Annotated in this window: 16 protein-coding genes; 13 read left to right on the top strand and 3 right to left on the bottom strand. The window is 69.0% G+C overall.

Annotated elements, in window-relative coordinates; all coding sequences use genetic code 11:
- Positions 1 to 564 precede the first annotated feature (564 nt).
- The 5 genes from GS424_RS10410 (at position 565) to GS424_RS10390 (ending at position 10,258) form a co-directional block, all read left to right on the top strand.
- Positions 565 to 2,280: a SpaH/EbpB family LPXTG-anchored major pilin gene (locus GS424_RS10410; protein WP_160942270.1), complete on the top strand. Its 1,716-nt coding sequence runs from the start codon at positions 565 to 567 to the stop codon at positions 2,278 to 2,280.
- Positions 2,281 to 2,354: 74 nt separating this feature from the next.
- Positions 2,355 to 3,938, top strand: coding sequence for a SpaH/EbpB family LPXTG-anchored major pilin (locus tag GS424_RS10405; protein ID WP_160942271.1), 1,584 nt, complete (start codon positions 2,355 to 2,357; stop codon positions 3,936 to 3,938).
- 13 nt (positions 3,939 to 3,951) lie between these two features.
- On the top strand, positions 3,952 to 8,598 hold the full coding sequence (locus GS424_RS10400) for a SpaA isopeptide-forming pilin-related protein (protein ID WP_160942272.1): 4,647 nt from the start codon (positions 3,952 to 3,954) through the stop codon (positions 8,596 to 8,598).
- Entirely contained in the window at positions 8,595 to 9,440 is an 846-nt protein-coding gene (locus GS424_RS10395) for a class C sortase (RefSeq protein WP_160942273.1), read from the top strand. The genes GS424_RS10400 and GS424_RS10395 overlap by 4 nt, the downstream gene beginning before the upstream one ends.
- Positions 9,437 to 10,258, top strand: coding sequence for a class C sortase (locus GS424_RS10390; RefSeq protein WP_160942274.1), 822 nt, complete (start codon positions 9,437 to 9,439; stop codon positions 10,256 to 10,258). Before GS424_RS10395 ends, GS424_RS10390 begins: the two co-directional genes overlap by 4 nt.
- A 41-nt stretch (positions 10,259 to 10,299) precedes the next feature.
- Here GS424_RS10390 and GS424_RS10385 read toward each other — a convergent pair whose 3' ends face one another.
- The gene (locus GS424_RS10385) at positions 10,300 to 11,763 is read right to left on the bottom strand and encodes a helix-turn-helix transcriptional regulator (RefSeq protein WP_160942275.1); all 1,464 of its coding nucleotides are present in this window, start codon (positions 11,761 to 11,763) and stop codon (positions 10,300 to 10,302) included.
- Positions 11,764 to 12,064: 301 nt separating this feature from the next.
- On the opposite strand from GS424_RS10385, the gene GS424_RS10380 reads away from it, so the two are divergent.
- The 7 genes from GS424_RS10380 to GS424_RS10350 all read left to right on the top strand — a co-directional run bounded on the left by GS424_RS10380 (position 12,065) and on the right by GS424_RS10350 (position 21,297).
- Positions 12,065 to 13,378, top strand: coding sequence for an MFS transporter (locus tag GS424_RS10380; RefSeq protein WP_160942276.1), 1,314 nt, complete (start codon positions 12,065 to 12,067; stop codon positions 13,376 to 13,378).
- Between the two features lie 96 nt (positions 13,379 to 13,474).
- Entirely contained in the window at positions 13,475 to 14,470 is a 996-nt protein-coding gene (gene aes / locus GS424_RS10375; protein ID WP_160942277.1) for an acetyl esterase, read from the top strand.
- An 81-nt stretch (positions 14,471 to 14,551) separates the two neighbouring features.
- Positions 14,552 to 15,700 carry a crotonobetainyl-CoA dehydrogenase gene (gene caiA / locus GS424_RS10370; RefSeq protein WP_160942278.1) on the top strand — a complete coding sequence of 383 codons (1,149 nt, stop codon included), beginning with the start codon at positions 14,552 to 14,554 and terminating at the stop codon, positions 15,698 to 15,700.
- Between the two features lie 78 nt (positions 15,701 to 15,778).
- Positions 15,779 to 16,990: an L-carnitine CoA-transferase gene (caiB, locus tag GS424_RS10365; RefSeq protein WP_154332189.1), complete on the top strand. Its 1,212-nt coding sequence runs from the start codon at positions 15,779 to 15,781 to the stop codon at positions 16,988 to 16,990.
- 151 nt (positions 16,991 to 17,141) lie between these two features.
- Positions 17,142 to 18,755 (top strand): crotonobetaine/carnitine-CoA ligase, encoded by a 1,614-nt coding sequence (gene caiC / locus GS424_RS10360; protein WP_244977514.1) that lies wholly within the window; start codon positions 17,142 to 17,144, stop codon positions 18,753 to 18,755.
- 96 nt (positions 18,756 to 18,851) lie between these two features.
- Positions 18,852 to 19,724: a MaoC/PaaZ C-terminal domain-containing protein gene (locus tag GS424_RS10355; RefSeq protein ID WP_160942279.1), complete on the top strand. Its 873-nt coding sequence runs from the start codon at positions 18,852 to 18,854 to the stop codon at positions 19,722 to 19,724.
- Between the two features lie 130 nt (positions 19,725 to 19,854).
- The gene (locus GS424_RS10350) at positions 19,855 to 21,297 is read left to right on the top strand and encodes an MFS transporter (protein WP_160942280.1); all 1,443 of its coding nucleotides are present in this window, start codon (positions 19,855 to 19,857) and stop codon (positions 21,295 to 21,297) included.
- Between the two features lie 239 nt (positions 21,298 to 21,536).
- Here GS424_RS10350 and GS424_RS10345 read toward each other — a convergent pair whose 3' ends face one another.
- Both GS424_RS10345 and GS424_RS10340 read right to left on the bottom strand, forming a co-directional pair.
- On the bottom strand, positions 21,537 to 22,532 hold the full coding sequence (locus tag GS424_RS10345; RefSeq protein ID WP_160942281.1) for a hypothetical protein: 996 nt from the start codon (positions 22,530 to 22,532) through the stop codon (positions 21,537 to 21,539).
- Positions 22,533 to 22,698: 166 nt separating this feature from the next.
- Positions 22,699 to 23,157: a GNAT family N-acetyltransferase gene (locus tag GS424_RS10340; protein ID WP_160942282.1), complete on the bottom strand. Its 459-nt coding sequence runs from the start codon at positions 23,155 to 23,157 to the stop codon at positions 22,699 to 22,701.
- A gap of 113 nt (positions 23,158 to 23,270) precedes the next feature.
- Here GS424_RS10340 and GS424_RS10335 point away from each other — a divergent pair, with 113 nt between their 5' ends.
- Positions 23,271 to 24,557 (top strand): hypothetical protein, encoded by a 1,287-nt coding sequence (locus tag GS424_RS10335; protein WP_160942283.1) that lies wholly within the window; start codon positions 23,271 to 23,273, stop codon positions 24,555 to 24,557.
- Positions 24,558 to 24,576: the final 19 nt, after the last annotated feature.

Raw genomic sequence — 24,576 nt, 5'->3', positions numbered from 1 at the left:
GGGATCCCTCCCCGAGGACGAAATTCGGGCGAATCGAACGATTCTGCTGAAAATTTCGACTTGTGAACGATCTTTTGCGAGGATAAAAGAAGCTCCACGCGGTCTACCTGGGATTTTAGGTGGTGCAAAACGCGCCACGGCGAAATCGGGTTCTGAAACCGTTCATAAGTCGATATTTTTAGCAGATCCGGCGGAATCCTCGCCTCGCATGCGCTCGTCCGCCGCGCGCCTCGCACGCCAGCTGCGGGTCCGCTGGGAAGATCGGAGCCGTGCGCGGGTCTTTCTTTTCTTGACGCCTGCGTGAACGGTCGGCCACGCCTTCGTGGCGGTATCGGCACGCCATGGTGCCAGGACGGGCCCCGTCATCGTTCACCGGGCAGGTAGGGCTTATGCTGCGGTCACGAGCCCAGCCGTCCTCCTATCTGGCTGCGAGCTCATACCCTCTTGCAGCGCAATCGCTTCCGGCACGGAACGCGGGATCGCGAGCCTCGCGGCGCAATCGTCGGCGCGGAGCGGAATACGAGACGGGATCGACCCGTCCCCACCGGTATGAAAGGAAGACAGATGGAACAGAGGTTATCTGGGCTGTCGGGAAGGGTGATGGCCGCAGCCGTGGCCCTCGCGCTCGCCGCGTCGATGGCGCTGGGCGCCACGCCGGCGTTCGCGCTGAACAACGGCGGCCTGACCGACGACGGCACCGCATCGATCACGGTGCACAAGTACAAGACCCCCGCGGCTTCGTCCGAGCCCGGCACCGGGTCGACGGCCGACGCGGGCAACGTGCCCACCGGCGCCGAGCCGATGTCGGGCGTGGACTTCACGCTGTACAAGCTCGACTCCGCCAAGGTAGAGGGCTCGGTCGCCGGCACGGCGGCCGCAAGCGCAGCCCCGTCGGCCGACGGCGTGGCGGCGTTCCTCACGCTGTACAAGTCCGCGAGCTCCACGCCGGTCGTCAAGACCACCGGCGCCGATGGCACGGCCGTGTTCGGCAGCCTGTCGTTCGGCTACTACCTGCTCGTCGAGACGAACGCGGGCGGCGCGAACGTCGAGACGAGCGTGCCCTCCATCATCACGCTGCCCTACGCGCAGCAGGCGAGCGGCGGGTCCACCACGTACCTCAAGGACGTGCACGTGTATCCCAAGAACGTGAGCAAGGAAGAGGTCGAGAAGACCGTCATCGACGAGCCCGACCTCGTGAAGCCCGGCGACACGCTGAGCTACCAGATCGCGTTCATGATCCCCGAGGCCTCCAAGATCTTCACCGATCCCGCGAACTGCCTCAAGGGCACCATCGTCGACATGCTTCCCAAGAACGCCGCAGGCCAGCCCACCATCACCATCAAGAACGACTACTCGGTGGTGGCGCTCGCCCAGGACGGCACCGAGAACGTGCTGACCCCCGGCGACATCGGCTTCTCCGACACCTCGGCCACGAACGGGCAGGCCACCTGGACCATCACGCCGGCCATCGCCCAGGCCATCAACGTCATCAACGTGGCGAACACCGCCACGCCGGCGAAGCAGATCGGCAAGATCCTCATCCGCGTGAACGCCACGGTGAACGACAACGCCTTCAACGCGGGCGTCGACGCCAACGGGCTGCCGATCATCCAGAACACCGCGGCGGTCACCGTCATCGACGCGCTCGGCACCACGACCATCGACACCAAGGCGAGCACGACCGTCGCCATCCCGCTCATCGGCTTCCAGTTCCTCAAGGTCGACGCCGAGGGCAACGCCATCCTCTCCGACACGGCCACGTTCAAGCTGGCCACGTCCTACGACAACGCGGTCGCGGGCACGTTCCTCAAGAACGCCACCGCCACCGCCGATCTGCAGGCCACGACGAACCTCGCCGACGGCAAGGCCGTGTTCTCGGGCCTGAGCTTCGACAACCTCACCTCGGGCGGCACGGCCTACACGGCCATCGAGCAGGCCGTGACGGCCGCGCGCGCCAACCTGGGCACCGTGCAGAACGTGGAGCTGTGGATGTGCGAGACGAAGGCGCCGAACGGCTACCGCATCCTGCAGGCCCCCCAGAAGGTGACGCTGCAGATCGTGAAGGCCACGGCCGACGCCAAGGTGACCACCACGGTGGTGGGCGGCCCGCTGTCCCTCGTCAACACGCGCGACGGCCAGGAGGGCGGCGGCAACTTCGCGCTGCCGAACACGGGCGGCACGGGCGCGCTGATCTTCGGCATCGTGGGCGCCGTGCTCATCGGCGCCGCGGTGACGTACTTCGTGCGCTCGCGCAGGCGCGACCAGCACGACCAATCGTAAAGGCAACGGATGCGGCGGGGCCTCGAGCGGAGGCCCCGCCGCACGGCGAGCAGGGAAGAGCGAGGTGTGATCGGGTGAAACGAACGAGCGAACGCGCGATGCGCGCGAACCTGCGCGCCGCAGCCGCCGCGACGGCGCTCGCCGCCGCGCTCGCCCTCTGCGCCGCGGCGCTCGCGGGCGCGGGCGACCCGGCGTTCGCCGACGCCGGCGCCGACGCGGCGCGCACCGGCTCCATCGTCGTGCACGAGTACCGCTCGCAGCTGGGCGGCACGAACCCGGGAAACGGCGACGAGGACCCCGTGCTGCCGAAGGACGCCCTGCCGTTGGCCGACGTGCCCCTCACGTTGTACCAGCTCTCGACCGACCCCGAGGCGGCGAACGGCTTCGAGCCTGCGGTGGACGTCGACTCGCCGCCGCTGGCGTCGTTCGACTCGCGCACGGGCACGACCGACGCGCAGGGCGTGCTCGCGTTCCGCGATCTGCCGCGCGGCGTGTACCTGCTCGTGCAGGGCGACGTCGCCGGCGTGCAGCCCGCGCAGAAGAAGCTGCTCGTGGCCGTGCCCATGCAGGGCGCGGTTGGCGGCGACGCGCGCTGGGACGTGCACGTCTACCCGAAATCGTACGTGGCGGCGTCCATCGCCAAGGCGGCGGACGACCCGGACGCCGTGTACGGCGTGGGCGACGAGGCGCGCTGGCGCATTACGGTGCCCGTCCCCGCCGAGCTCAAGCTCGTCGCGGCCGACGGCTCGGTGCGCTACGGGCGCGGCTTGCAGGTGCGCGATATCCTGGACGCCCGGCTCGACGACGTGCCCGGCGCGCAGGTGTCGCTCGTCGACGCGACGGGCCAGCCGAGCGCGACGGCGCTCGTGCCCGGCGCGGACTACGAGGAGGCGTACGACGAGCAGGGGCGCACGGTATCGTGGACCTTCACCGACGAGGCGCTGCGGCGCATCGCCGATGCCGGCGCGGCCAACCTCGTCATCGCGGTGACCACGCGGGTGAACGAGGCCGCCTACGACGAGCCGGGCGCCATCTACAACAACGCCGCGGTGTCGTTCACGGCCGCCTCGGGCGCGCCGACCGGGGCCGAGGTCATCCCCGGAGGCGTGCCCGACCCCGCGAACCCGGCGCACCCGCGCATCACCACGGGAGGCGTGCGCATCGACAAGCACCTCGAGGAAACGGGGGAGAAGCTCTCCGGCGCGACGTTCAAGGTGGCGCGCTCGCGCGCCGACGCGCTGGCCGGACACTTCATCGCCCGGACGGTGGACGGCGTGCTGCAGGACGTGCAGCTCGTCACCGACGCGGACGGCGCGGCGTCCCTCGGCGGCCTCGGCGCGGGCACCTGCTGGCTCGTGGAGACGCAGGCGCCCTCCTACGAGGACGCCGAGGGTCGGCAGCGGGCCTGCGTGCGCCTTGCCGAGCCCGCGGCCGTCGACATCCCCGCCGACCCGGCGGCGGCCGAGGTGCGCGTGGCGGTGGCGAACCGCCTCGAAACGCCCCTCGATCGGGCGGGGAGCGCCGTGGGCGGCGCGCTGGCGAAGACGGGCGATGCGGGCTGGCTGCTCGCCGCCGCCCTCGCCGCCGTCGTCGCGCTCGCGGGCGCGGGGATGGTGCGCCGCCTGCGGCGGCGCGGCGAACGTACGGACGATCGATAGGAGGAACGGCCCCATGAAGAAGCTCGACGACCGGCGACGTCCGGCCCGCCCGCTGCGCGCGGCATGGCGCGTGCTGCTGTGCGCCCTGCTGGCGCTCACGCTGTTCCCCTCCATCGGCGCCGGCTCCGCGTCCGTCGGCGCCGCCGACGGCCGCGCGGAGGTGCCCGCCGCGTCCGCCCCCGATGCCGACCGGCCCGATCCTGCGCCCGCGCCCGAGACGGACGCCTCCGCCGACGGGCGGCCCTCCGACGAGCTCCCGCCGACGGACGAGCCCGCCGACGGAGCGCAGCCCTCCGCGCCCTCCGCGTCCGCCGACGATGCCGCCGACGAACCTGCGGTCGCGCCGGATGCGGACGAGCCCGCCGACGACGCCGCCGACGCGGCCGCCGCCTCGCAGGCCGAGCCGCGCGCAACCGGCGACACCTTGTACGTGTCTGCGTCGGGCAGCGACCTGACGGGCGACGGCACGCACGCGAAGCCGTTCGCCACCTTGCAGGCCGCGGTGCAGAAGGCCTCCGCGTCGGCCGCGACCACGGTGGCCGTCATCGGCAACCTCGCCGCCGCCACGACGGCCGCGGTGGGTGCCAAGAACGTCGTCGTGACCACCGATCCGGCGCAGAGCGCGCCCGCCGTGGTCACCGGCTCGACCGCCGCCACGCTGTTCACCGTGAACACCGGGTCCATCACGTTCTCGAACATCGTGTTCGACGGCGCATCCACGTCGGTCGACCATCGGGTGGTCGAGGCGACGGGCACGAACTCCCAGGTCACGCTTTCGTCAGGCACGACCGTGCGCAACTGGTACAGCTCGGGCACGGCGGGCGCGTTCCGCGTGAACGCCAACGGCGCGGCCCTCACCATGCAGGCGGGCAGCACCATCCAGGGCTGTCGCCTCGTCACCTCGGGCGCCCATGCGGGCGGCGCGGCCGTCAGCGTCCTCGCGAACCGCACGCCCGGCACGGGCACGACGCCCTCCTCGTCGAACCGCGCCTCGTTCACCATGCAGGGCGGCTCGTCCATCGTCGACTGCGACACGCAGCTCACCGCGAACGCCTCGCTGTCGGGCGGCGGCGCCATCCATGCCGCCGACGCCGTGGTCAGCATCCAGGCGGGCGCCGCCGTGCGCTCGTCGGACCTCACGTACCGCAGCACGCTCGGCCTGCTGTTCGACCCGACGGGCACGCGCCAGGGCGGCGGCGGGCTGTTCGCCAACAACTGCAAGGTGGACATCGCCGGCACCATCGACGCGTGCAACGTGGTGAGCAGCGTGAACATCACCGCGGCCAACTTCTACGCCGGAGGCGGCGGCGCGTACCTCTACGACTATGGGTGCACGACGGCCGCGGCCGTGGACTGCCGCACCTCCATCAGCGGCACCATCTCGAACTGCTCGGCCATCGCGGGAGGCGGCGTGTTCTACTGGAGCGAGGCGGATGGCTACGGCGAGGGCGACAACCTGTGGGTGGGCGCGGGCAACGCGCCGCTGACCTCGGCCGCCCAGGTGGTGGACAAGGTGTACGACACCGTCACGCTGTCCGGCACCATCCAGAACTGCTCGACCACGGACGTGGGCACGCTGCGCGCCATCACGCTGGGCTCCTACGGCGATTTCGAGCGCTACGGCGTGGGCGGCGGCGCCATCTGCGGCGCGTTCAACGGCCTCGTCGTGCTGGCCGACGGCTCGCGCATCGCGGGGTGCTCCACGTACAGCGAGGGCGGCGCCGTGTCGAACTACGGCACGTCGGTGTTCTGCCTCGACGGCTCGGCCGACCTGAGCGGCGGCCCGTCCATCTCGAACTGCACCTCGGGCAAGATCGCGGGCGGCTTGAGCATCGGCGCCGGGTCGAGCATCGAGAGCGTGCGCATCGACGGCTGCACGGCCGGCGCGTTCGGCGGCGGCATGTACCTGTACAGCGGGTCCACCACGATGTACAACTGCTCCGTCACGAACTGCACGGCGGATATGTACGGCGGCGGCATCATGCAGGACATGTACAACGACCTGTTCTGGTACGGCGGCACGGTGACGGGCAACCACGCGGGGCTCGGGGGCGGCGGCGTGGCCCTGTACGGGTTCGCGGGAGGAACGGCGAGCGCCCCGCGCGGCCTCGTGTTCAACTACCCCGCGTCCGGCAACGGCGGCTTCACGAACCCCACCTATTACAAGACGAGCATCCTCACCGGCAAGATCGTCGCGCCGAGCATCGTGCGCGCGAACACGCAGGGCGTGGCGAGCATCGCGTCCAACGTGTGGACGAACGCGTTCTACCCTTCCGCGCGCATCTCCGTGAGCGGCGCGTTCGTGAACGGGTCGAAGGTGGGCGTCCTCGTGTCCGACGGGCTGGCGACGCTCAACGTGAGCGGCGCCACGTTCGGCTCCGTGTTCCAAGCCTCGGCGAACCTGGGCCCCTTCGCGAACGACGTGGACCCCACGCTCGTCGCGGCGGCCAGCGGCACGCAGCTCGTGTGGGCGAGCGGCTTCGTGGTGGACTACCGCGCCAACGCGCCTGCGGGCACCACGCTCGCGGGAACGGCGCCCTTCGACGGCGTGGGCGGCATGGCGAACGCGTACCCCCGCACGGGCGGCGCGGCCACGCTGCTCGACCAGGGCACCATGGCGGTGAGCGGCTACACGTTCAAGGGGTGGGCCTCGTCGCCCACGGCGACGACGGCGCAGTACCAGCCCGGGGCGACGCTGTCCTACGATGCGTCGCTCGACCCGCTGAAGAACGGGCATATGGTGCTGTACGCCGTGTGGCAGACGCCGCCGCGCGTGTGCCAGATCATCCGCGACACGAACGGCGACGGCGTGCCCGACGCGTTCTTCCAATCGTACACGACGCTCTACGACGCGTTCCGCGCGGCGCAGTCGAACGACCGCATCGAGATGCTGCGCGACGCGCCCATCGTCGACTTCGCGGCCTCCAGCAAGCCCGCCGACGGCGGCGTGGCGCTGGCGGCGGGCGCCAGCGGCGTCGCGCTGACCACGGCGCCGCTCGTGCAGACCGTCCCGGGCGCGAGCGGGTGGCTGGGCTCCGTCCCGTCCACCGGGTCGCTCGCGGCCACGCTCACGCGCACGGCGTCGGGCTCCGTCTCCTCGTGGTTCTCGGTGGCCGGGGGCCTGAGCGTGACGAACCTCGTCGTGGACGGCGGCTGCACGGTGCGCCAGGCCCAGGACGGCACGGGCATCGCGGCCGACCACGCGCTGTTCGAGGTGTCGGGCGCCTCCTCGTCCCTGACGGTGGGGGCCGGCGCCGCGCTGCGCAACGCCTACAACGCCTCCGGCCCGGGCGGCGCGGTGCTCGCCGCCGGCGGAGCAACCCTGCGCATGACCGTCGGCGCGAGCATCGCCGGCTGCACGGCCGCCGACGGCGGCGGCGTGACGGTGGAGGCGGCGACCTTCGCGCAGAGCGGCGGCTCGATCGCCTCGAACGCGTCCGGGCGCTTCGGCGGCGGCGTGTACGCGGGCCCGCAGGCGACGGTGACGCTGTCGGGCCTCGCGGAGGTGCGCGCCAACACGGCGAAGCGCACGGGCGGCGGCGTGTACGTCGATCCTGCGGCGCGGCTCGTCATGACGGGCGGCTCCGTCGTGAACAACGCGGCTTCGGCCGAGAACAACGACGGGGGAGCCTATGCGGGCGCCTACGTCGGCGGCGTGGCGCTCGGCGCCTACGCGGGCACGTCCCCGCTCGTCACGCTCAGCGGCGCCGCGCTCGTCTCCGGCAACGTGGGGCGTCCCGTCAAGGGCTCGTCGACCGACGCGCCGAAGGCGTCCGACCTGGAAGCGGCCCGCTCGGGCACCTCCTACGCCATCGCGGTGGACACGTCGGGCCTGGCTCCCACGGCGGCCGTCGGCATCACGTCGGCCGACCCGACGCTGCTCGCGGCCGGCGCGCAGTTCGCCTCGCGCACGGGCTCGACGCCCGTCGTGGGCCTCCAGCTGTTCTTCAACAACGCGAACGCGGGCCTCGCGGCCGTGGCGGGCACGGGCAGCGCCGTGGTGTGGCGCGGCCTGCACGCGGACGTGACGTTCACGAAGGTGGGGGCCGACCAGCGCACCGGCGCCACGGTGAAGCTGGGCGGCGCGCAGTTCAACCTGTACCGCTACGTGGGCTCGGTCGCCCTCGGCCCGCTCACCATCAACGGCGGCTCCATCGACCTGGCCACCACGGCCTCGGCCCAGTGGGCGCCCGTCATCGCGGCCGACGGCACCGTGGGCGCGCCGGGCGACGCGTCGAACGTGCCCTACGTGTTCGAATCGTCCTCGAGCGCCGACACGCTCGGCCAGGTCAAGCTCACGCAGCTGGCGCCGGCGTCCTGGTACATGCTCGTGGAGGTGAGCGCGCCCGACGGCTACCAGAAGCCCACGGGGCAATGGGCGTTCCAGGCCATCGAGCTGTCCGGCGCGGGCGGCTACGGCATCGACGTGAGCACGCTGCTGGCCCGCAAGGGCGACGGCGGCCTGCTGCCCACCGCGTTCTCCACCTCCATCACCGTGGGCGGCGCCGTCGAGCGCGGCGTGTACCTCGTGAACGTGGCGCGCTACGACCTGCCCTTCGCCGGCGCGCCGGCGATCGCTCCGTACGCGGGCGCGCTGCTGGGCCTCGTGCTCATCGCGATCGCGATCGCGCTGCATCGCGCGCGGCGCGCCTCCTCATGAGGGCGCGCGAGGGCGTGCGCCGCGCCCTCATGCTGGCGTGCCTTTTGGCGGGCATCGCCCTCGTGCTGTACCCGGTGGTGGGCACGTACCTCAACGAGCGCTCGTTCAACGACGCGGTGAGCCACTACGAGGAGGCGGTGCAGACGCTGCCCGACGACGTGCGCCGGCAGATGCTCGCCGAGGCGCGCGCCTACAACGACAGCCTGCGCGGCGATCCCGTGCACGACCCGTTCGTGGCGAACAGCGGCTACGCGGTTCCCGACAACTACGACGACGTGCTCGACGTGGACGGCACCGGCCTCATGGGCACGGTGAGCATCCCGTCCATCGGCCTCACGCTGCCCATCTACCACGGCACGTCCGACGACGTGCTCGCGCACGGCGCGGGCCACATCCCGCAGACGTCGCTGCCTGTGGGCGGCGCGGGCACGCACGCCGTCCTCACGGGCCACACGGGCCTGCCCACGGCGCGCCTGTTCACCGATCTCGAACGGCTGAAGGAGGGCGATGTGTTCGTCATCGAGGTGCTGGGGGAGCGCCGCGCCTACGCGGTGGACGACGTGAGCGTGGTGGAGCCCGACGACGTGTCGTCCATCCGGGTCGACGGCGAGCACGACTACGTGACGCTGCTCACCTGCACGCCCTACGGCGTGAACTCGCACCGCCTGCTCGTGCGCGGCGCGCCCTGCGACCTGCCCGACGATGCGGCGCTCGCGGCCGCGGCGCCCGTGCCCTGGCCGCTCGTCGGCGCGACGGCCGCCGCCGCGGCGCTGGCCGCCGCCTTCGCCGTGCGCGCGGCGCGCAGGCGGCGGCGCAGGCGCGCGGCAGGGGAGCGCTCGTGAGCGCCCGCCACCGCCTCGCGCGCTGGTTCTTCGGGGCCGTGCTCGTCCTCGGCATCGGCTGCATCCTGTACCCGATCGTGACGAACGTCGCCTACCAGCTGGGCGCGTACAGCGCCGTGTCGTCCTACGACGACGCCGTGGCCCGCCGCAGCCCCGAGGAGCTGGCGCAGCTGTGGGCGCAGGCCTACGCCTACAACGAGGAGCTCGCGGCCTCGGAGGTGCGCGACCCCTTCGCCGTGGAGGAGGTCACCGCCCCGCTCGACCGCTACTTCGAGGTGCTCGACCCCGACGGCACCGGCATGATGGGCTACGTGGAGGTGCCCTCCATCGGCCTCGAGCTGCCGCTGTACCATGGCACGGGCGACGAGGTGCTGCAGAAGGGCGCGGGCCATATCGCCACGACGGCGCTGCCCATCGACGGCGACTCCATCCACCCGGTGCTCACGGGGCACACGGGGCTTCCGGACAAGCTGCTGTTCACGAACCTGTCGTTCGTGAAGGTGGGGGACGTCTTCCGCGTCAAGGTGCTCGACCGCACGTTCTCCTACGAGGTGGCGTCCGTGGACGTGGTTGAGCCCGACGACACGGCGCTGCTGCAGCCGACGGCGGGGGAGGACAAGCTCACGCTGCTCACCTGCACGCCCTACGGCATCAACTCCCACCGCCTGCTCGTCACGGGCGTGCCCACGGCGGGCGACGGCGAGCAGGGCCTCAAGCCCGAGCTGCTGGCGCCCTTTGCGGTCGGGGCGGCGCTCCTGCTCGGCCTCGCGGCCGTGCTGGCGGCGCGCCGCATCGCGAGGCGGCGCGATCGCGGCTAGAGGCCAGCGGTTGGCCGCGGCGGGGAGCGCCGCGGACGCCCCTAGAAATCGCTGCGCTGCATGTTGAGGTAGTTCAGCAGCTCGCTGCGCTTGTGGATCTGCATCTTCTCGTAGATGTGCCGCACGTGGGTGTTCACCGTGTACGGCGAGATCACCAGCTTCTCGGCCATGTTGTTCGTGGTGTAGCCGCGCGCGATGAGCACGAGGATCTCGGCCTCGCGTCCCGACAGGCTGAACTCCTTGGCCACCTCGGAGCAGATCTCGTCGATCTCGGCCTTCGTGGGCGGGGCCGCCGTCAGCGCCACGATGTTGAACTCCTGGCGCACGAGCGGGACCAGCAGCACGGCCAGCAGGCACATGAAGGCCAGGCACGTCTCGGGCGTGATGGCCAGAGCCAGGTCGGGCGCGTGCTCGTAGCCCACGGCCCAGGTGTTGCCCACCGCGATGCCCGCCCGCACGAACGCGCCGGAGAAGGCGAACGCCACGGCGGGCGTCACGTAGCCCTTCGACGTGAGGATGCCGAAGTACATGATGAGGAGGATCTCCAGCAGCGACGAGATGCCGGTCGCCATGATGAAGGCGGGGAAGAAGGCGACTTCATCGGCCAGGAACAGCGCGAACGCGGCGATCAGCAGCACGATGAGCCAGGGGAACATCTTGAATATGCTGGCCTTGTCCTTCGAGAGCATGCTGATGCCCGCGATGCCCAGCATGATGACGGCGCCGCCGAGGATGCCCAGCGTGAAGCTGAGGTCTTTGGTGGGCAGCACCTCCCAGGGGATGATGGCCACGAGGAAGTAACACGCCGTGCTGGCCAGGAACGTGATGGCGCTCACCACCACCATGTTCTTGAGGCCGCCCTGCGCGGTGCTCTTCGGCAGCAGCACGGGGAAGCAGTGCGCCCCGTCGCGGCGGGCGGCCACCAGCAGCGCGCCGGAGGCGATGGGCAGCAGCGAGACGAACACCGTCGTCACGTAGGTGGGCAGCACCCAGGCCAGCGCGATGGTGACGAGCAGCGCCAGGCCGAACGTGGTGCCGATGTGGCGCAGCGAGAAGTTCGCCTTCACGCAGGCGTAGCGCTCGCCCCAGAGTATCCACATGACGGATTCGGTGGCCCCGAGGAAGAAGGCCAGCGCGTAGGCGAGGCCCGGCACGGTGAACGCCTGCGGCAGCAGGCACAGCGCCAGCGTCGCGACGCACGTGAGCCCGGGCGCGGCGACGAACAGCCAGCGGAACGACGAGAGGTGGCGCTTGCGCCCCAGCAGGAAGGCGATCAGGAGCAGGAACACGACGGTGGCGCCCAGGTTCACGAGCCAGGAGGTGGTCACGCGCTCGTCGAGCAGCGCGGTCTGCGTGAACATGTGCGGGACGAACCACAGCGCGTAATGCCACGCCAGGAGCAGCGCGAAACCGACGTACTTCAGCGCGGGGCGGTCCGCGAATTCCGTGAGCGCCCCCGCTTTCCCCGTCTTGAGCTCTGACGATGCTTCCGCTTGGAGTGTCATGAAGCAGACCACCCTTCCTATCTCCCGTTAGCGATGGATGATGATGTCGTTGAACTGCTCTAACGCATGGTAACCCGCAGCGCCCATGCCGTACTCATCACGGCGAAAATCTATCACTAATTCTACGGTAACGCCTCGCAAGAAAGTAAGTATTAGGGTAATTAGTGGCGATTTTGCGATGGCAAAACCACAGTCTGAGAACAGAATGCTCCCAACGGCTCGGTTCACCGCCGGTCGCCGCCATGAACGTGCCGGCGACCGACTGAGAGACCGGGCGAAGACAAGGAGAAAGGAAGACAAGATGTCACTGCTTGCCAAGAGCAAGGGCGAGGTCACCTACAAGGAGCTCACCACGCTCCACAAGTGGGCCCTCGTCGTACTCATCTCGATGGGGTCGTCGATCATCTACGCGCCGATGTATCTGAAGAACGTGTTCTACGATCCGCTGATGCAGGCGCTCGGCGCCACGAACGCCGACCTCGGCCTCATGGTGTCGGCCTACGGCATCGCCGCCATGATCTGCTACCTGCCCTCCGGCATCGTGGCTGACAAGTTCCGCATGCGCTCGCTGGCCGGCTTCGGCTTCCTCGCCACCGCCGTGCTCGTGTTCGTGTACGCGATGCTGCCTTCCGTGCAGATCTGCCTGATCCTGTTCGTCCTCATGGGCGTCACCTCCATCCTCGTGTGGTGGGGCACGCGCTTCAAGGTCATCCGCCTGTGCTGCGAGGAGAACGAGTACGCCTCCAAGATCGGCATCAGCTACTCCATCTACGGCGTCACCGGCCTCGTCATCGGCCTCATCAACGCCGGCATCATCGCCGCCATCTCCGGCTCGGCGGGCGTGCAGGCCATGCTCATCTTCCTGGGCGTCGTCATCGCCATCCTCGGCGTGGTCTCCTTCTTCCTCATCCCCGACTTCAAGGGCGAGATCAACAAGGACGCCAAGCTGTTCAGCATCAAGGAGGCCGTCCAGGCCATCAAGCACCCCGGCGTCATCTGGGCCTGCGTCGCGTACTTCGCCTGCTACGCCGTGTACCAGGGCGCTACCTACACCACCCCGTACCTCACGCAGTGCTTCAACGCCGACGGCAACCTCGTGAACATCGTCGGCCTCATCCGCACCTACGGCATCGGCCTCATCGCCGGCCCGATCGTCGGCTTCATCGCCACGAAGATCAAGAGCCCCTCGAAGACCATCCTGGGCGGCTTCATCCTGTCCATCGCGGTGCTCGTCGGCTTCATCCTCTTCCCGCAGGATCCCTCCGGCGCGATGGTGGCCTCCATCCTCGTGGTCGTGTTCGGCTTCACCACCTACGGCGCCTTCTCCATCGGCTCCTCGCCGCTGTCCGAGGTCAAGATCCCCATGGCCATCTTCGGCACCGCCTCCGGCCTGCTGTCCGTCATCGGCTTCCTGCCTGACGTGTTCATCCACACCTGGTACGGCGGCATGATCGACGCCCAGGGCACGGCCGCCTTCTCGAGCATCTTCGGCTTCGAGATCATGTTCGGCGTCATCGGCTGCGTGGCCCTCGTCATGCTGCTCCGCAGCATCAAGAAGCACTTCGGTGCCACGGATGCCGTCGCCGAGGTCGAAGAAGAGGCCGCCAAGGCGTAAGGCTCCACTCGAACGAATGCGGGGACGTGCCGCTGCAAGCCGCGTCCCCTCATCTCGAACCTCTCACCAACGAACGCGAACCGGGAAGGAAGCATCATGAACAAGCTCGACGTCCTGTCCAAGATCAACCCGCAGATGAAGGCGGTCCTCGCCAAAGAGGACGAGCTGGCGGGCGATGCGAACGACACGAGCGTGGGTTTCGAGCTGATGCGCGAGAACTACGTGGCGGGCCGCGCGTACTGGACCGAAGGCGGCCCGGTCATGGCCGAGCAGCTCGACGCCGAGGTCGACGGCCCCCACGGCCCCATCCCGGTTCGCTACTACTATCCCACCGCCGCGGCCGCCGCGGGCCGTGCGGCGGGCGAGCCCGCCACGCCGGCCATCGTGTACGTGCACGGCGGCGGGTTCGTGCTGGGCAACCTCGACACGCACGATCGCGTCTGCCGCATCCTGGCGCAGAACGCCGGCGTCGCGGTGGTGGCCGTGGACTACCGGCTGTCGCCCGAGGCGAAGTTCCCGAGCGCGGTGGAGGAAGTGGCCGCCGTGGCGGCGTACCTGCACGAGCAGGGCGCCCGGCACGGCATCGACGGCGAGCGCCTGTCCTTCGCCGGCGACTCCGGCGGCGCGCACCTGGGCCTCGCGGCCACGCTGTACCTGCGCGAGGAGTTGGGCGGCAGCGGGTTCGTGAAGTGCTGCCTGCTGTTCTACGGCTGGTTCGGCCTGACCGACTCGTCCTCGATGCGCCTTCTGGGCGGCCCGTGGGACGGTCTCACCGAGGCCGACTGGCAGTTCTACATGCAGATGTACGCGAACGACCCCGCCGAGCTGGAAACCAACCCGTACGCGAACCTGTTCCTGAACGACCTGGAGCGCGACCTGCCGGCCTGCTACATCGCGGCGGCGGAGTTCGACCCGCTGCGCGACGACAGCGCCACGCTGGCGGCCATCTGCGAGCAGTACGGCACCCCCGTCCGCTACGAGGTGTTCGAAGGCGTCATCCACGCGTTTCTGCACTACACCAAAATGCTCGATGCGGCCAACGACGCCCTCGAGCACGGCGCGACCTTCTACCGCGAGCAGCTGGGGCTGTAGGCCCGGCACGCGGCCGGAAGACCAATCAAGGCTACAGCGGGGGAAAGCCCCCGTTGCACAAACACCAAAAGGAGGATCGTCATGGATTTCAAGTTGACGGACGAGCAGGAGCTGATCGTCGATAGCTACCGCGAGTACATGGAGAGCGAGAACTGGGAGACCTACTTCCACGAGTGCGACGAGAAGCACGAGTACCCGTTGCGCTGGGTGAAGGGCCTCTGCGAGCTGGGCTTCGACCAGATCATGCTCCCCGAGAGCCACGGCGGCCTCGGCCTCGAGCAGCCCTGCGTGACGCTCATGGCCGTCTACGAGGTGCTCGGCCGCTTCGGCGCCCCCACCTACGTGCTCTACCAGCTCCCGGGCTTCGAGACCATCATCCGCGAGGGCACCGAGGAGCAGATCGAGGCCGTCATGTCCACGCTGGGCTCCGGCGAGCAGATCTGGAACTCCGCCTGCACCGAGCCGGGCGCCGGCTCCGACGTGGGCGCGCTGGCCACCACGTACAAGCGCGAGAACGGCAAGATCTACCTCAACGGCACCAAGACGTTCATCACCTCCTCGCTGGGCGTGAAGTACCTCGTCATCATGGCGAAGAGCGCCGAGGACCCCAGCGTGTTCACCGAGTTCTTCCTCGACATGTCCAAGCCGGGCGTCAAGCTTTCCCCGCTGACCAAGCTGGGCCTGCGCATGGACAGCTGCTGCGAGGTCTACATGGACAACGTGGAGCTTGAGGAGAAGGACATCTTCGGCAAGGAGGGCAACGGCTTCATGCGCGGCGTGTCCGACTTCAACTTCGAGCGCTGGCTCGTGGGCGCCTGCGACTACGGCACCGCCATCAGCGCGTTCGAGGACGCCATGGCGCACGCGAACACCCGCATCGCCTTCGGCAAGCCGATCAGCCGCTTCCAGCTCAACCAGATCAAGATCACCGACATGTGCATCAAGCTGACGAACATGAAGAACATGCTGTACGAAGCCGCTTGGAACGCCGACAACAACGACGGCAACTTCGACCCGGCCGCGGCCGCCATGTGCAAGTACTACTGCGCCAACGCCTCCTTCGAGGTCGTCGACGACGCCATGCAGATCATGGGCGGCATCGCCGTGGCCAGCGAGCATCGCATCAACCGCATCTGGCGCGACCTGCGCGTCGACCGCGTCTCGGGCGGCACCGACGAGATGATGATCCTCGCCACGTCCAAGGGCGCCTCCATCAAGTACAAGCAGTAAGCACGAGTCCCCGTACCTCCGCGGGGGCGCGGCCTGCGCCCCCGCTTCATGAAACTCATGCGAGCAAGGAGAAACAACATGGCAATTCCTACCGAAAAGCCCTCGTACGGCCCCCTCGACGGCGTCAAGGTCGTCTACGCAGCGGTGGAGCTGGCGTGCCCGAAGGCCGCCGACCTCATGGCCGACTGGGGTGCCGACGTCGTCTGGCTCGAGAACACGGGCGCGGGCGACACCATCCGCGACACCCCGTACGTGAAGCAGGCCGAGCGCCGCAACCAGCGCTCCGTCGCCCTGAACTACTTCTCCGAAGAGGGCAAGAAGGTCTTCTTCGACCTCGTGAAGGACGCTGACATCTTCATGGAGGCCTCCAAGGGCGGCACGTGGGCTCGCAAGGGCATCACCGACGACGTGCTGTGGGAGCTCAACCCCAAGATGGTCATCGTGCACGTCTCCGGCTTCGGCCAGGAGGGCGACCCCAAGATGGTCAAGCGCGCGGCGTACGACCTGACGGTCATGGCCTACTCCGGCATCATCATGCAGAACGGCACGGAGGAGCAGCCCATGCTCCCCGGACCCTACGCCGGCGACTACTTCAACACGCTCATGATCGCCTCCTCGGCGCTCGCGGCCCTCTACAAGGCCGAGAAGTCCGGCAAGGGCGAGAGCATCGACCTGGCCATGTACGAGACGCTGCTGGCCATCGGCCAGTACTACCTCGTCGACTACCTCAACGAGGGCATCAAGTGGCCCCGTCCCGGCGCCCGCAACCAGAACCTCTGCGGCATCGGCGAGTTCAAGTGCAAGGACGGCTTCCTGGGCGTGTGCCTGTACGGCGTCGACCAGAACAAGTACTTCCTCGAGACGATCGGCCTCGGCCATCTGTGGGGCACCGAGGACATCCCCGAGGACACCTCGGGACTGTGGCTGTCCAACCCGCACGCCGACGAGATCCAGAAGGCGTTCGAGGACTACTGCCTGGCGAACTCCAAGTACGACATCGAAGCCGACTTCGCCGCGCACCGCATCGCCGCTCAGGTGGTCAACGACATGGAGGACCTCGTCGAGGAGGAGCACCTGAAGCTCCGCAACACCTGGGTCGACTGGGAGACGGTCGACGGCGAGACGTTCCACGGCCTCGGCGTGTTCCCGAAGTTCAAGAACAACCCGGGCCAGATCTGGCGCCCGATGCCGAACCAGGGCGGCGACACCGTCGACGTCATGACGAAGCTGGGCTACACGCAGGAGCAGATCGACGAGCTGGCCGCGGCCGGCGTCGTGAAGATCGGCTAGCCTGCTTCGGCCGCCGGTTCGGAAGCTGCATTCCGAGCCGGCGGCTCGGCGGATGCGCGGCCCGCCGCTTGCCGCGCATCCGCACGATGCCGCCCTCGCCGGGCACGCGCTCGCGACGACGGCATCGTGCGGATAACCAGGGGATCGATGGATGGAAAAGGTGAGACGATTGACCGACATCGTGGGAAACGAAACGGTGCGCAGCCTGTGGGACGGCCTCGTGGCCGCCTGCGGGAACCGCGAGTTCCTCATCTTCCGCGATCGCACGGGCTCGACGAGCACGTACACGTACCGCGCGTTCGACGAGGAGATCAACCGCACGGCCAACGTGTTCTTGTCGTTGGGCGTGCGTGCCGGCGAGCGCGTGGCCGTGCAGCTGTGCACGTGCCCCGAGTTCATGATGTGCCTGTTCGGGCTCGCGAAGATCGGCGCCGTCATGGTGCCTATGAACGAGCAGTACCTCGTGGAGGAGGCCGCGTTCGTGCTCGAGCGCACCGAGGCCTCCTGCGCGCTCGTGGAGCCGAAGTTCCTCGACCTGTACCGCGACGTGCGCGCGAGCGGCCCGTACCTGCCCAAGGGCGTGCTCGTGGCCCGCACCGAGGACGACTGCGTGGAGGGCGTCGAGGCCGCCCGCAGCGCGCTCGGGCGCGAGGGGGACCTGCACGACTTCTCGCGGATGCGCGCCGCCGCCGCGGTCGGGCTCGACGAGGTGCGCCCGCTCTGCGCGGACGACCCGGCCGAGATCATCTTCACGAGCGGCACCACGTCGCGCCCGAAGGGCGTCGTGCTCACCCATGCGAACATCCTGTTCAGCGGCTTGTACGGCGACTGGGAGGTGGCGCTCACGCGCGACGACCGCCTGCTCACCACCATGCCGGCCTGCCATTCCAACTTCCAGCTGGCCGCGCTCATGCCGGTGCTCACCGTGGGCGCCACGCTCATCGTGGTGGAGAAGTACAGCGCCAGCCGCTTCTGGTCGCAGATCCGCGAGTTCAAGGCCACCGTCACGCAGTGCGTGGCCATGATGCTGCGCACGCTCATGCTGCAGCCCGCCCATCCCGACGACCGCAACCACACCCTGCGCGAGATCCTCTACTTCCTGCCGGTGTCCGACGCCGAGAAGGAGGCCTTCGAGGAGCGATTCGGCGTGTCGCTCATGAACACGTACGGCTCCACCGAGTCCATCGGCTGGGTGCTCACCGACCCGCCCACCGGCGCGCGCCGGTGGCCCTCGGTGGGACGCGCGGGCATGGGCTACGAGGTGCGCATCATGCGCGAGGACGGCACGGAGGCCGAGCCGCACGAGGTGGGCGAGATCCAGGTGCACGGCGTGCGCGGACGCACTATCATGAAGGAGTACTTCAACGACGAGGAGGCCACGGCGCGCACGTTCACCGCCGACGGCTGGCTCAAGACCGGCGACAAGGGCTACGTGGACGAGGACGGCTGGTTCTTCTTCGTGGACCGCAAGGTGAACATGATCAAGCGGGCGGGGGAGAACATCTCCACCACCGAGCTCGAGAACGTGCTGGTGGACCATCCGCTCGTCGCCGAAGCCGCCGTCATCGGCGTGCCCGATCCCATCCGCGACCAGGCGGTCAAGGCGTTCGTGCTGCCGGTTTCGGGCGCCGAGCTCACCGAGGAGGACGTGCTGGCCTTTTGCGAGGAGCACATGGCCGGGTTCAAGGTGCCCTCCTTCGTGGAGATCGTGGACAGCTTCCCGCGCACCTGCTCCATGAAAATCGAGAAGAAGCTGTTGCGGTGATCTGGCGATCGGCGCAAGGGGTCGGGCATCACGGAAACCCTCGCTGACCTTGCTGGACCGGCGTGCAAAACGAAGACCGAACAAAGGAGAACGACCATGGCAATCAGCACTGAAATCGTGGGCAAGGAGTTCGGCCCGTTCGTGCGGGAGTACACGTTCAAGGACCTCGAGATCTGCGCGCTCGGCTGCAACGCCGGCTACGACGGCCAAACCGACCTCGAGTACGTGAACGAGGGGGACGCCGCCCACCCCGACCTCAAGGTGCTGCCCATCTTCGGCGTGCCGCTGACCGTGCACGAGGAGATGACGCGCACGCTGGACTACGGCTACGACTACGACGGCTCGCTGCACTACGGCTTCGAGATCAAGCTGCACGCGCCCTTCAAGATGAACGACCGCATCGAGACGTTCGTCACCCAGGACGCGCTGTACGACCGCGGCGAGGGCCGCGGCTGCCTGTCGAAGCAGACGGGCCGTTCCTACTCCTCCGACGGCACGCTCTTGTGCGAGACCGAGACGTGGGACGTGTGCATCTACGACGGCGGTTGGGGAGGCCCCAAGCCCCCGAAGGACATCGTCGAGATGCCCGAAGGCGCACCCGACGCCGTGGTGGAGGAGACCATGCCGCTCAACATGCCGCTCATCTACCGCCTCATGGGCGACTGGCACCAGCAGCACATCGACTTCGCCTACACCGAGCAGACGGGCCTCGCGCGCCCCATCGCGCACGGCGTGAGTCTCGGCGGCTTCACGATGCGCCACATCATCAGCTCGTTCTTCCCGGGCGAGCCCGAGCGCATGACGCGCTTCAAGACCCGCATCACCTCGCCGGTGCTGCCGGGCACCACGCTGCAGACCCGCATGTGGAAGGTGGGCGACAACGAGATCCGCTTCCAGCTCGTCGACGCCGACGCCGACGAGACCGGCGCCAAGCCGCATCTGAACTTCGGCATCTGCGAGTGGTCGTAGCCGCAGGTCCGCGAGCGCGGGGGAGCGTGCGCCTGTCGCCGCTCCCGCCGCGCTCCGTCCAGGCGTCGCGGGGAACCTCGCGCGCCGACGCCGCAGGCGTCCAGCATCCGGCACAGAAGGAGACGAGAGCATGAACAACGTAAAGCAGATGACCCAGGTGACCAGCCCTCCGATGGGCGAGATCGCCGATAGCGCCAAGCAGATCGGCGAGGACGTGGTCGACAAGGTGAAGAAGTCGGCCAAGAAGACCATGGACGACGTCGCCATGACGCCCTTCCTCCGCAAGATCACGTTCTTCTCGAGCGGCGGCTCGTTCCTCGACGGCTACGTGCTCTCGCTCATCGGCGTCGCCCTCACGCAGATCACGCCGCTGTTCAACCTCGACGAGGCCTGGAGCGCGGCCATCGGCGCGTCGGTTCTGCTGGGCATCTTCGTGGGCACGATCGCGGGCGGCTACCTCACCGACCGCATTGGGCGCAAGAAGATGTTCATCGTCGACATCGTGGCCATCGGAGTGTTCTCCATCCTGAGCGTGTTCTGCTCCGATCCGCTCCAGCTCGTGCTGGCGCGCTTCTTCATCGGCGTGTTCGTGGGCGCCGACTATCCCATCGCCACCTCGCTCATCGCCGAGTTCACGCCCAAGCAGCACCGCTCCATCTCGATGGGCATGGTGTCGGCCGCCTGGTACCTCGGCGCCACCGTGGCGGCGTTCGTGGGGTACTTCCTCTACAGCGTGCCCAACGGCTGGCAATGGATGCTCGGCTCGGCCGTCATTCCCTGCATTATCCTGCTGGTCGGGCGCCACGACATCCCCGAGTCGCCCATGTGGCTGGCCCAGAAGGGCCGCACCGAGGAGGCGGACGCCGTCATGAAGCGCGTCTTCGGCGAGGGCGTCGAGCTCGAGCTGGAGGAGCCGGGCGAGAAGACCAGCCTGCGCAAGGTGTTCGCCGGCGGCTACGCCAAGCGCATCGTGTTCCTGGGCATCCTGACGCTGTGCCAGGTGGTGCCCATGTACGCCATCTACACGTTCGGTCCCGAGATCATGACGGCCTTCGGGCTGGGGCAGGGCCACGAGGCCATCCTGGGCGAGAGCGTGGTCAGCCTGTTCTTCCTCATCGGCTCCATCCCGGCCATGTTCTGGCTGAACTCGATGGGGCGGCGCCCGCTGCTCATCCGCTCGCTCGCGCTCATGGCCGTGGGCCTCGTCATCCTCGGCGTGTTCCCCAACGCGCCCGTCGTCGTGATCATCCTCGGGTTCGGCCTGTACGCGTTCTTCAGCGGCGGCCCGGGCATCCTGCAGTGGCTCTATCCCAACGAGCTGTTCCCGACCGAGGTGCGCGCCTCGGCGGTGGGCATCGCCATCGCGTTCTCGCGCATCGGCACCATCGTCGCCACGTACGGCACGCCGCTGTTCCTGGCCGCGTACGGCGTGGGCCCCACCATGCTGATCGCCGCGGGCCTCGTGATCCTCGGCCTCGTGCTGTCGGTGTTCATGGCGCCCGAGACGAAGGGCAAGTCGCTTCTGGAGACGAGCTCGCTCGACGAGGGGGATGCGAGCCCGCGCAGGGCGTAGGGGGAAGCGCCGCGCGACCGCCGTGCACGTTCGGTCGCATCGATGTGCGGGAAAATCGGGTTTTTGGCAATCGCCGCCGGGCGTTCCGTGCGGACAGCGGCTCTCTCCAGGGCGCCGCGCGGGCAAAACCCCAGGTGGAGAATTCCCCTCTTCGCGGGGCACGCTGACGAGATTGCCAAAAACCCGATTTTCCCGCACAAAGCCGACGGAAATCGCGCTGAAGAGCTGCGGGGCGGGGCTCAGCGCTCGCTGAAGAACGAGCCTGTCAGCATCCCGTGCAGCTCGTGCTGAGCCTTTCGCCAGCCGCTTCCGCCCACGTCGAGCCTCTTGCCCAGGCGCTTTGCCAGCAGGCGTGCGATCCGATCGAGCTCGATGAGGTTCCAGACCGTTCTGCCCGTTATCGACACCACCGTGACGTTCCTGGCGAGCAGGTCGTTTCTCCTCCTCGCGTCGTTGGCGAGCTCCGTGCGGCTGCTGTGATGCAGGAAGCTGTCGTACTCGACGGCGATGCCCGCGTCGGTCCACAGCAGATCGCAGCGATAACGCTTGTCGGAGGGCTTGAGGCCGGCCTGCTTTTTCAGGTTCGCCCTGCCGTTCATCGCGGGGAGGGGCAGGCCGTACCCGCCGAGCCGGGGCGGTAGGCAGAACAGCAGGATGACGGCCGTCTCCATGGGCGAGGCCGATCCGGGCGCGATGCGGCGTGCGGCCCTGCGGGCTTTTTCCAGCCCCGGCATGCGCTCCGCCTTGAGCAAGAAACGCTCCAGGCGCTCGACGGTCGTGAAGGGGGACTCCCGGTCGAAGTCCACGATGCCGACGGTTTCGATGCCGTAGGTGCCGCACAGCTCGTCTCCCAGCTTGACGAGGCGGGGGGAGTCGAGCGTTTCCGCCATCTGGACGAAGGCGAGCTCGGGGGAGGACGAGAACGTATCCGCGGCCGCGGGGATGAACGAGTGCGCGGGAAATCCGCCGGATCGCACATGGCAGCGCGCGGCGGCGCATCTCGTGCGGCATCGGTCGCTCGGCACGAGGACGTGCACGGGGACGGCGAGGCATCCGACCCCGGAGGCGGCGAACCCGTCGATGACGGCGCGGGACGCCTTGCCGGCGCAGGGAATGCCGGCTCCGTTGCGACGGGGGAGCCGTCGCCGATGGTCCGACGCGGCGAGGGCGAGCGCCTTCTCGGGCGTCCGGGCGAGCCACTCAAGGGCCGAAGTATGACTGAGATACGTGTTCATGGCGCGAGCGTACCACGCGAGCCCCGCGGTAACGATGATGACAAACGTCTGTTTACCAGGTGTTATGCAACGTTGGAACCGCGCTGGAACCGCGTCGGAATCACGTCGGAACCGCGCTGGAACGGCGTCGGAAACGCGTTCTGAAAGCCGCTTCGAGCGTGATCGCCTACCGCGTCGCGTCAGCGCCGTAGAGGCGCACCTGCGCGCCCTCGTCGTCGACGGCCATGCAGACGAATTCCCAACCGCAGCGCTCGTACAGCCCCACGTGGTCGGTGATCAGGTACAGGCGCTCGCAGCCGCGCGCGCCCAGGTCGGCCCGCGCGAAGTCGAGCAGCCGGCGGGCGAGCCCGCGGCCGCGGTGCGCGGGCTCCACGTACAGCGCGCAGAGGTTGGGGGAGAGGTCGGTGCGGTCGTGGAAGTCGTTGGCGATGACGCCTGCGCCGGCGACGATGACGCCCTCGCCGTCGCGCACGGCGTACCACTGCACCGTGCCGTCGGGGCGGCCGAGGCACTCCTCCATGCTGGCGCGGTAGGCCGCGCACGGCACGGCCCAACGTTCCGAGAACCAACGCGCGGCCTCGTCGAGCAGTTCGGGATGGTCGCGCAGGCAGATGACGGCGCTCATGGGGCCTCCTCGTCGGTCGATCGCTTCGGCACGGTCAGTGTAGCATGTCCTTTTGAGCGGCGGTTGGGGAGCCGTTGCTTGTCCACCGCGCCGTCGCGCCATACACTGGATACATGATGAACCCGCTTCCCGATATCGCCCGCGGCGCGCGCGCCGCCTTCGCGCGCCTGCGCGCCTGGACCCGGCGCCCGTTCGCGACGGGCTACCGCTGGGGCCTGCCGCTCGCGCTGTGCGCGGGCCTCTGCCTGGCGCTGCCGGCGGGCGCGGGGCTCGCGCTGTTCCTGCCGCTCGCGCTCGCCTTCGGCGCGAAGGCCGTGCGCGTGTCGCAGCGCATCCACCGGCTCGACTTCGTGCGGCTCGTCGACGAGGACGGCACCGCGCACCTCGGCACCGAGGCCGACCGGCTGCAGCGCGCCTGGGTGCTCGGCTGCATCGCGCTCGTAGGCCTCGCGGTCGTGCTGCTGGCGGCGAAGCTCGCGCTCGCGTTCGCGGGGCAGGCGGAGCTGTCGGGCTCGATCGCCCTGTATCTCGGCTTCGCCGCCGTGCTGTTGGGAGGCTTCCTGCTGTTCTACTTCCTGGCGCTGCGCTTCGACAGCGGCCTCGCCCGGGGCCTGGCCAGCGTCGCGGTCACCCTGCCGGCGTTCTTCGTCATCGTGGCCGTGGCGGCCATGCTGCTGTCGTGGCTCACGGCGCTCGTGGGCACCCTCGGCGTCTCGGCCGAAGGGGTCGTCGCGGACGGCTTCTCGTGGGTGTACGACGTCCAGCGCGTCCTCAGCTCGGCCACGGACTACTTCGTGCGGCAGGACGCCGTGATCATCGGCGGCTCCATCGTGTTCGCCGCGGTGCTCCTGCTGCTGTACGCCTACACGGTGCCGTACTACTGGATGGCCAGCGTGGCGCGCTGGTTCAAGGGGCTCGGCATCGCGGCCGTGGCGTTCTCGGGCGCGGCCATCGTGTTCGCGGGCGCCTGGCTCGTCGACGTGCAGCGCTGGGCGGCTGCGGGCGGGGACGGCCAGCTCGCGCACGTCCTCGATCCCGACCTCGTGGGCGACAAGGCCCAGGCGTTGGCCGACTACCGCGCCGACGACCTCGTGGCGCTCGTGAAGGCGTTCGTGCTGCCCTACACCGTGGGCGTGTTCGTGGCGAACGCCGTGGTGGCCCGTCGCTTGGCGAAGGCGAAGCGCGAGAGCGACGCGATCCTCGACGGGTTCGCCCGCGCCGGCTCCGTGGACGAGGCGGCCCTGCCCGGGCTCGAGAAGCGCTACCTTTTCTTCGGCGGCCGCCGCACGCTGTGGGACATCGCCCTGCGCTCCATCGGCGCCGACGTGCCCCTGCCGAGCCCCTTCGCGCCGCGCAAGCTCACCTGGAAGGAGCGCCTGACCGGCGAGCTGGAGGAATGAGGAGGCGTCCCGTCCCCGC

Source organism: Eggerthella guodeyinii (assembly GCF_009834925.2).
Lineage (GTDB): Bacteria > Actinomycetota > Coriobacteriia > Coriobacteriales > Eggerthellaceae > Eggerthella > Eggerthella guodeyinii.
This window is presented reverse-complemented; position numbering and strand designations above follow the sequence as displayed.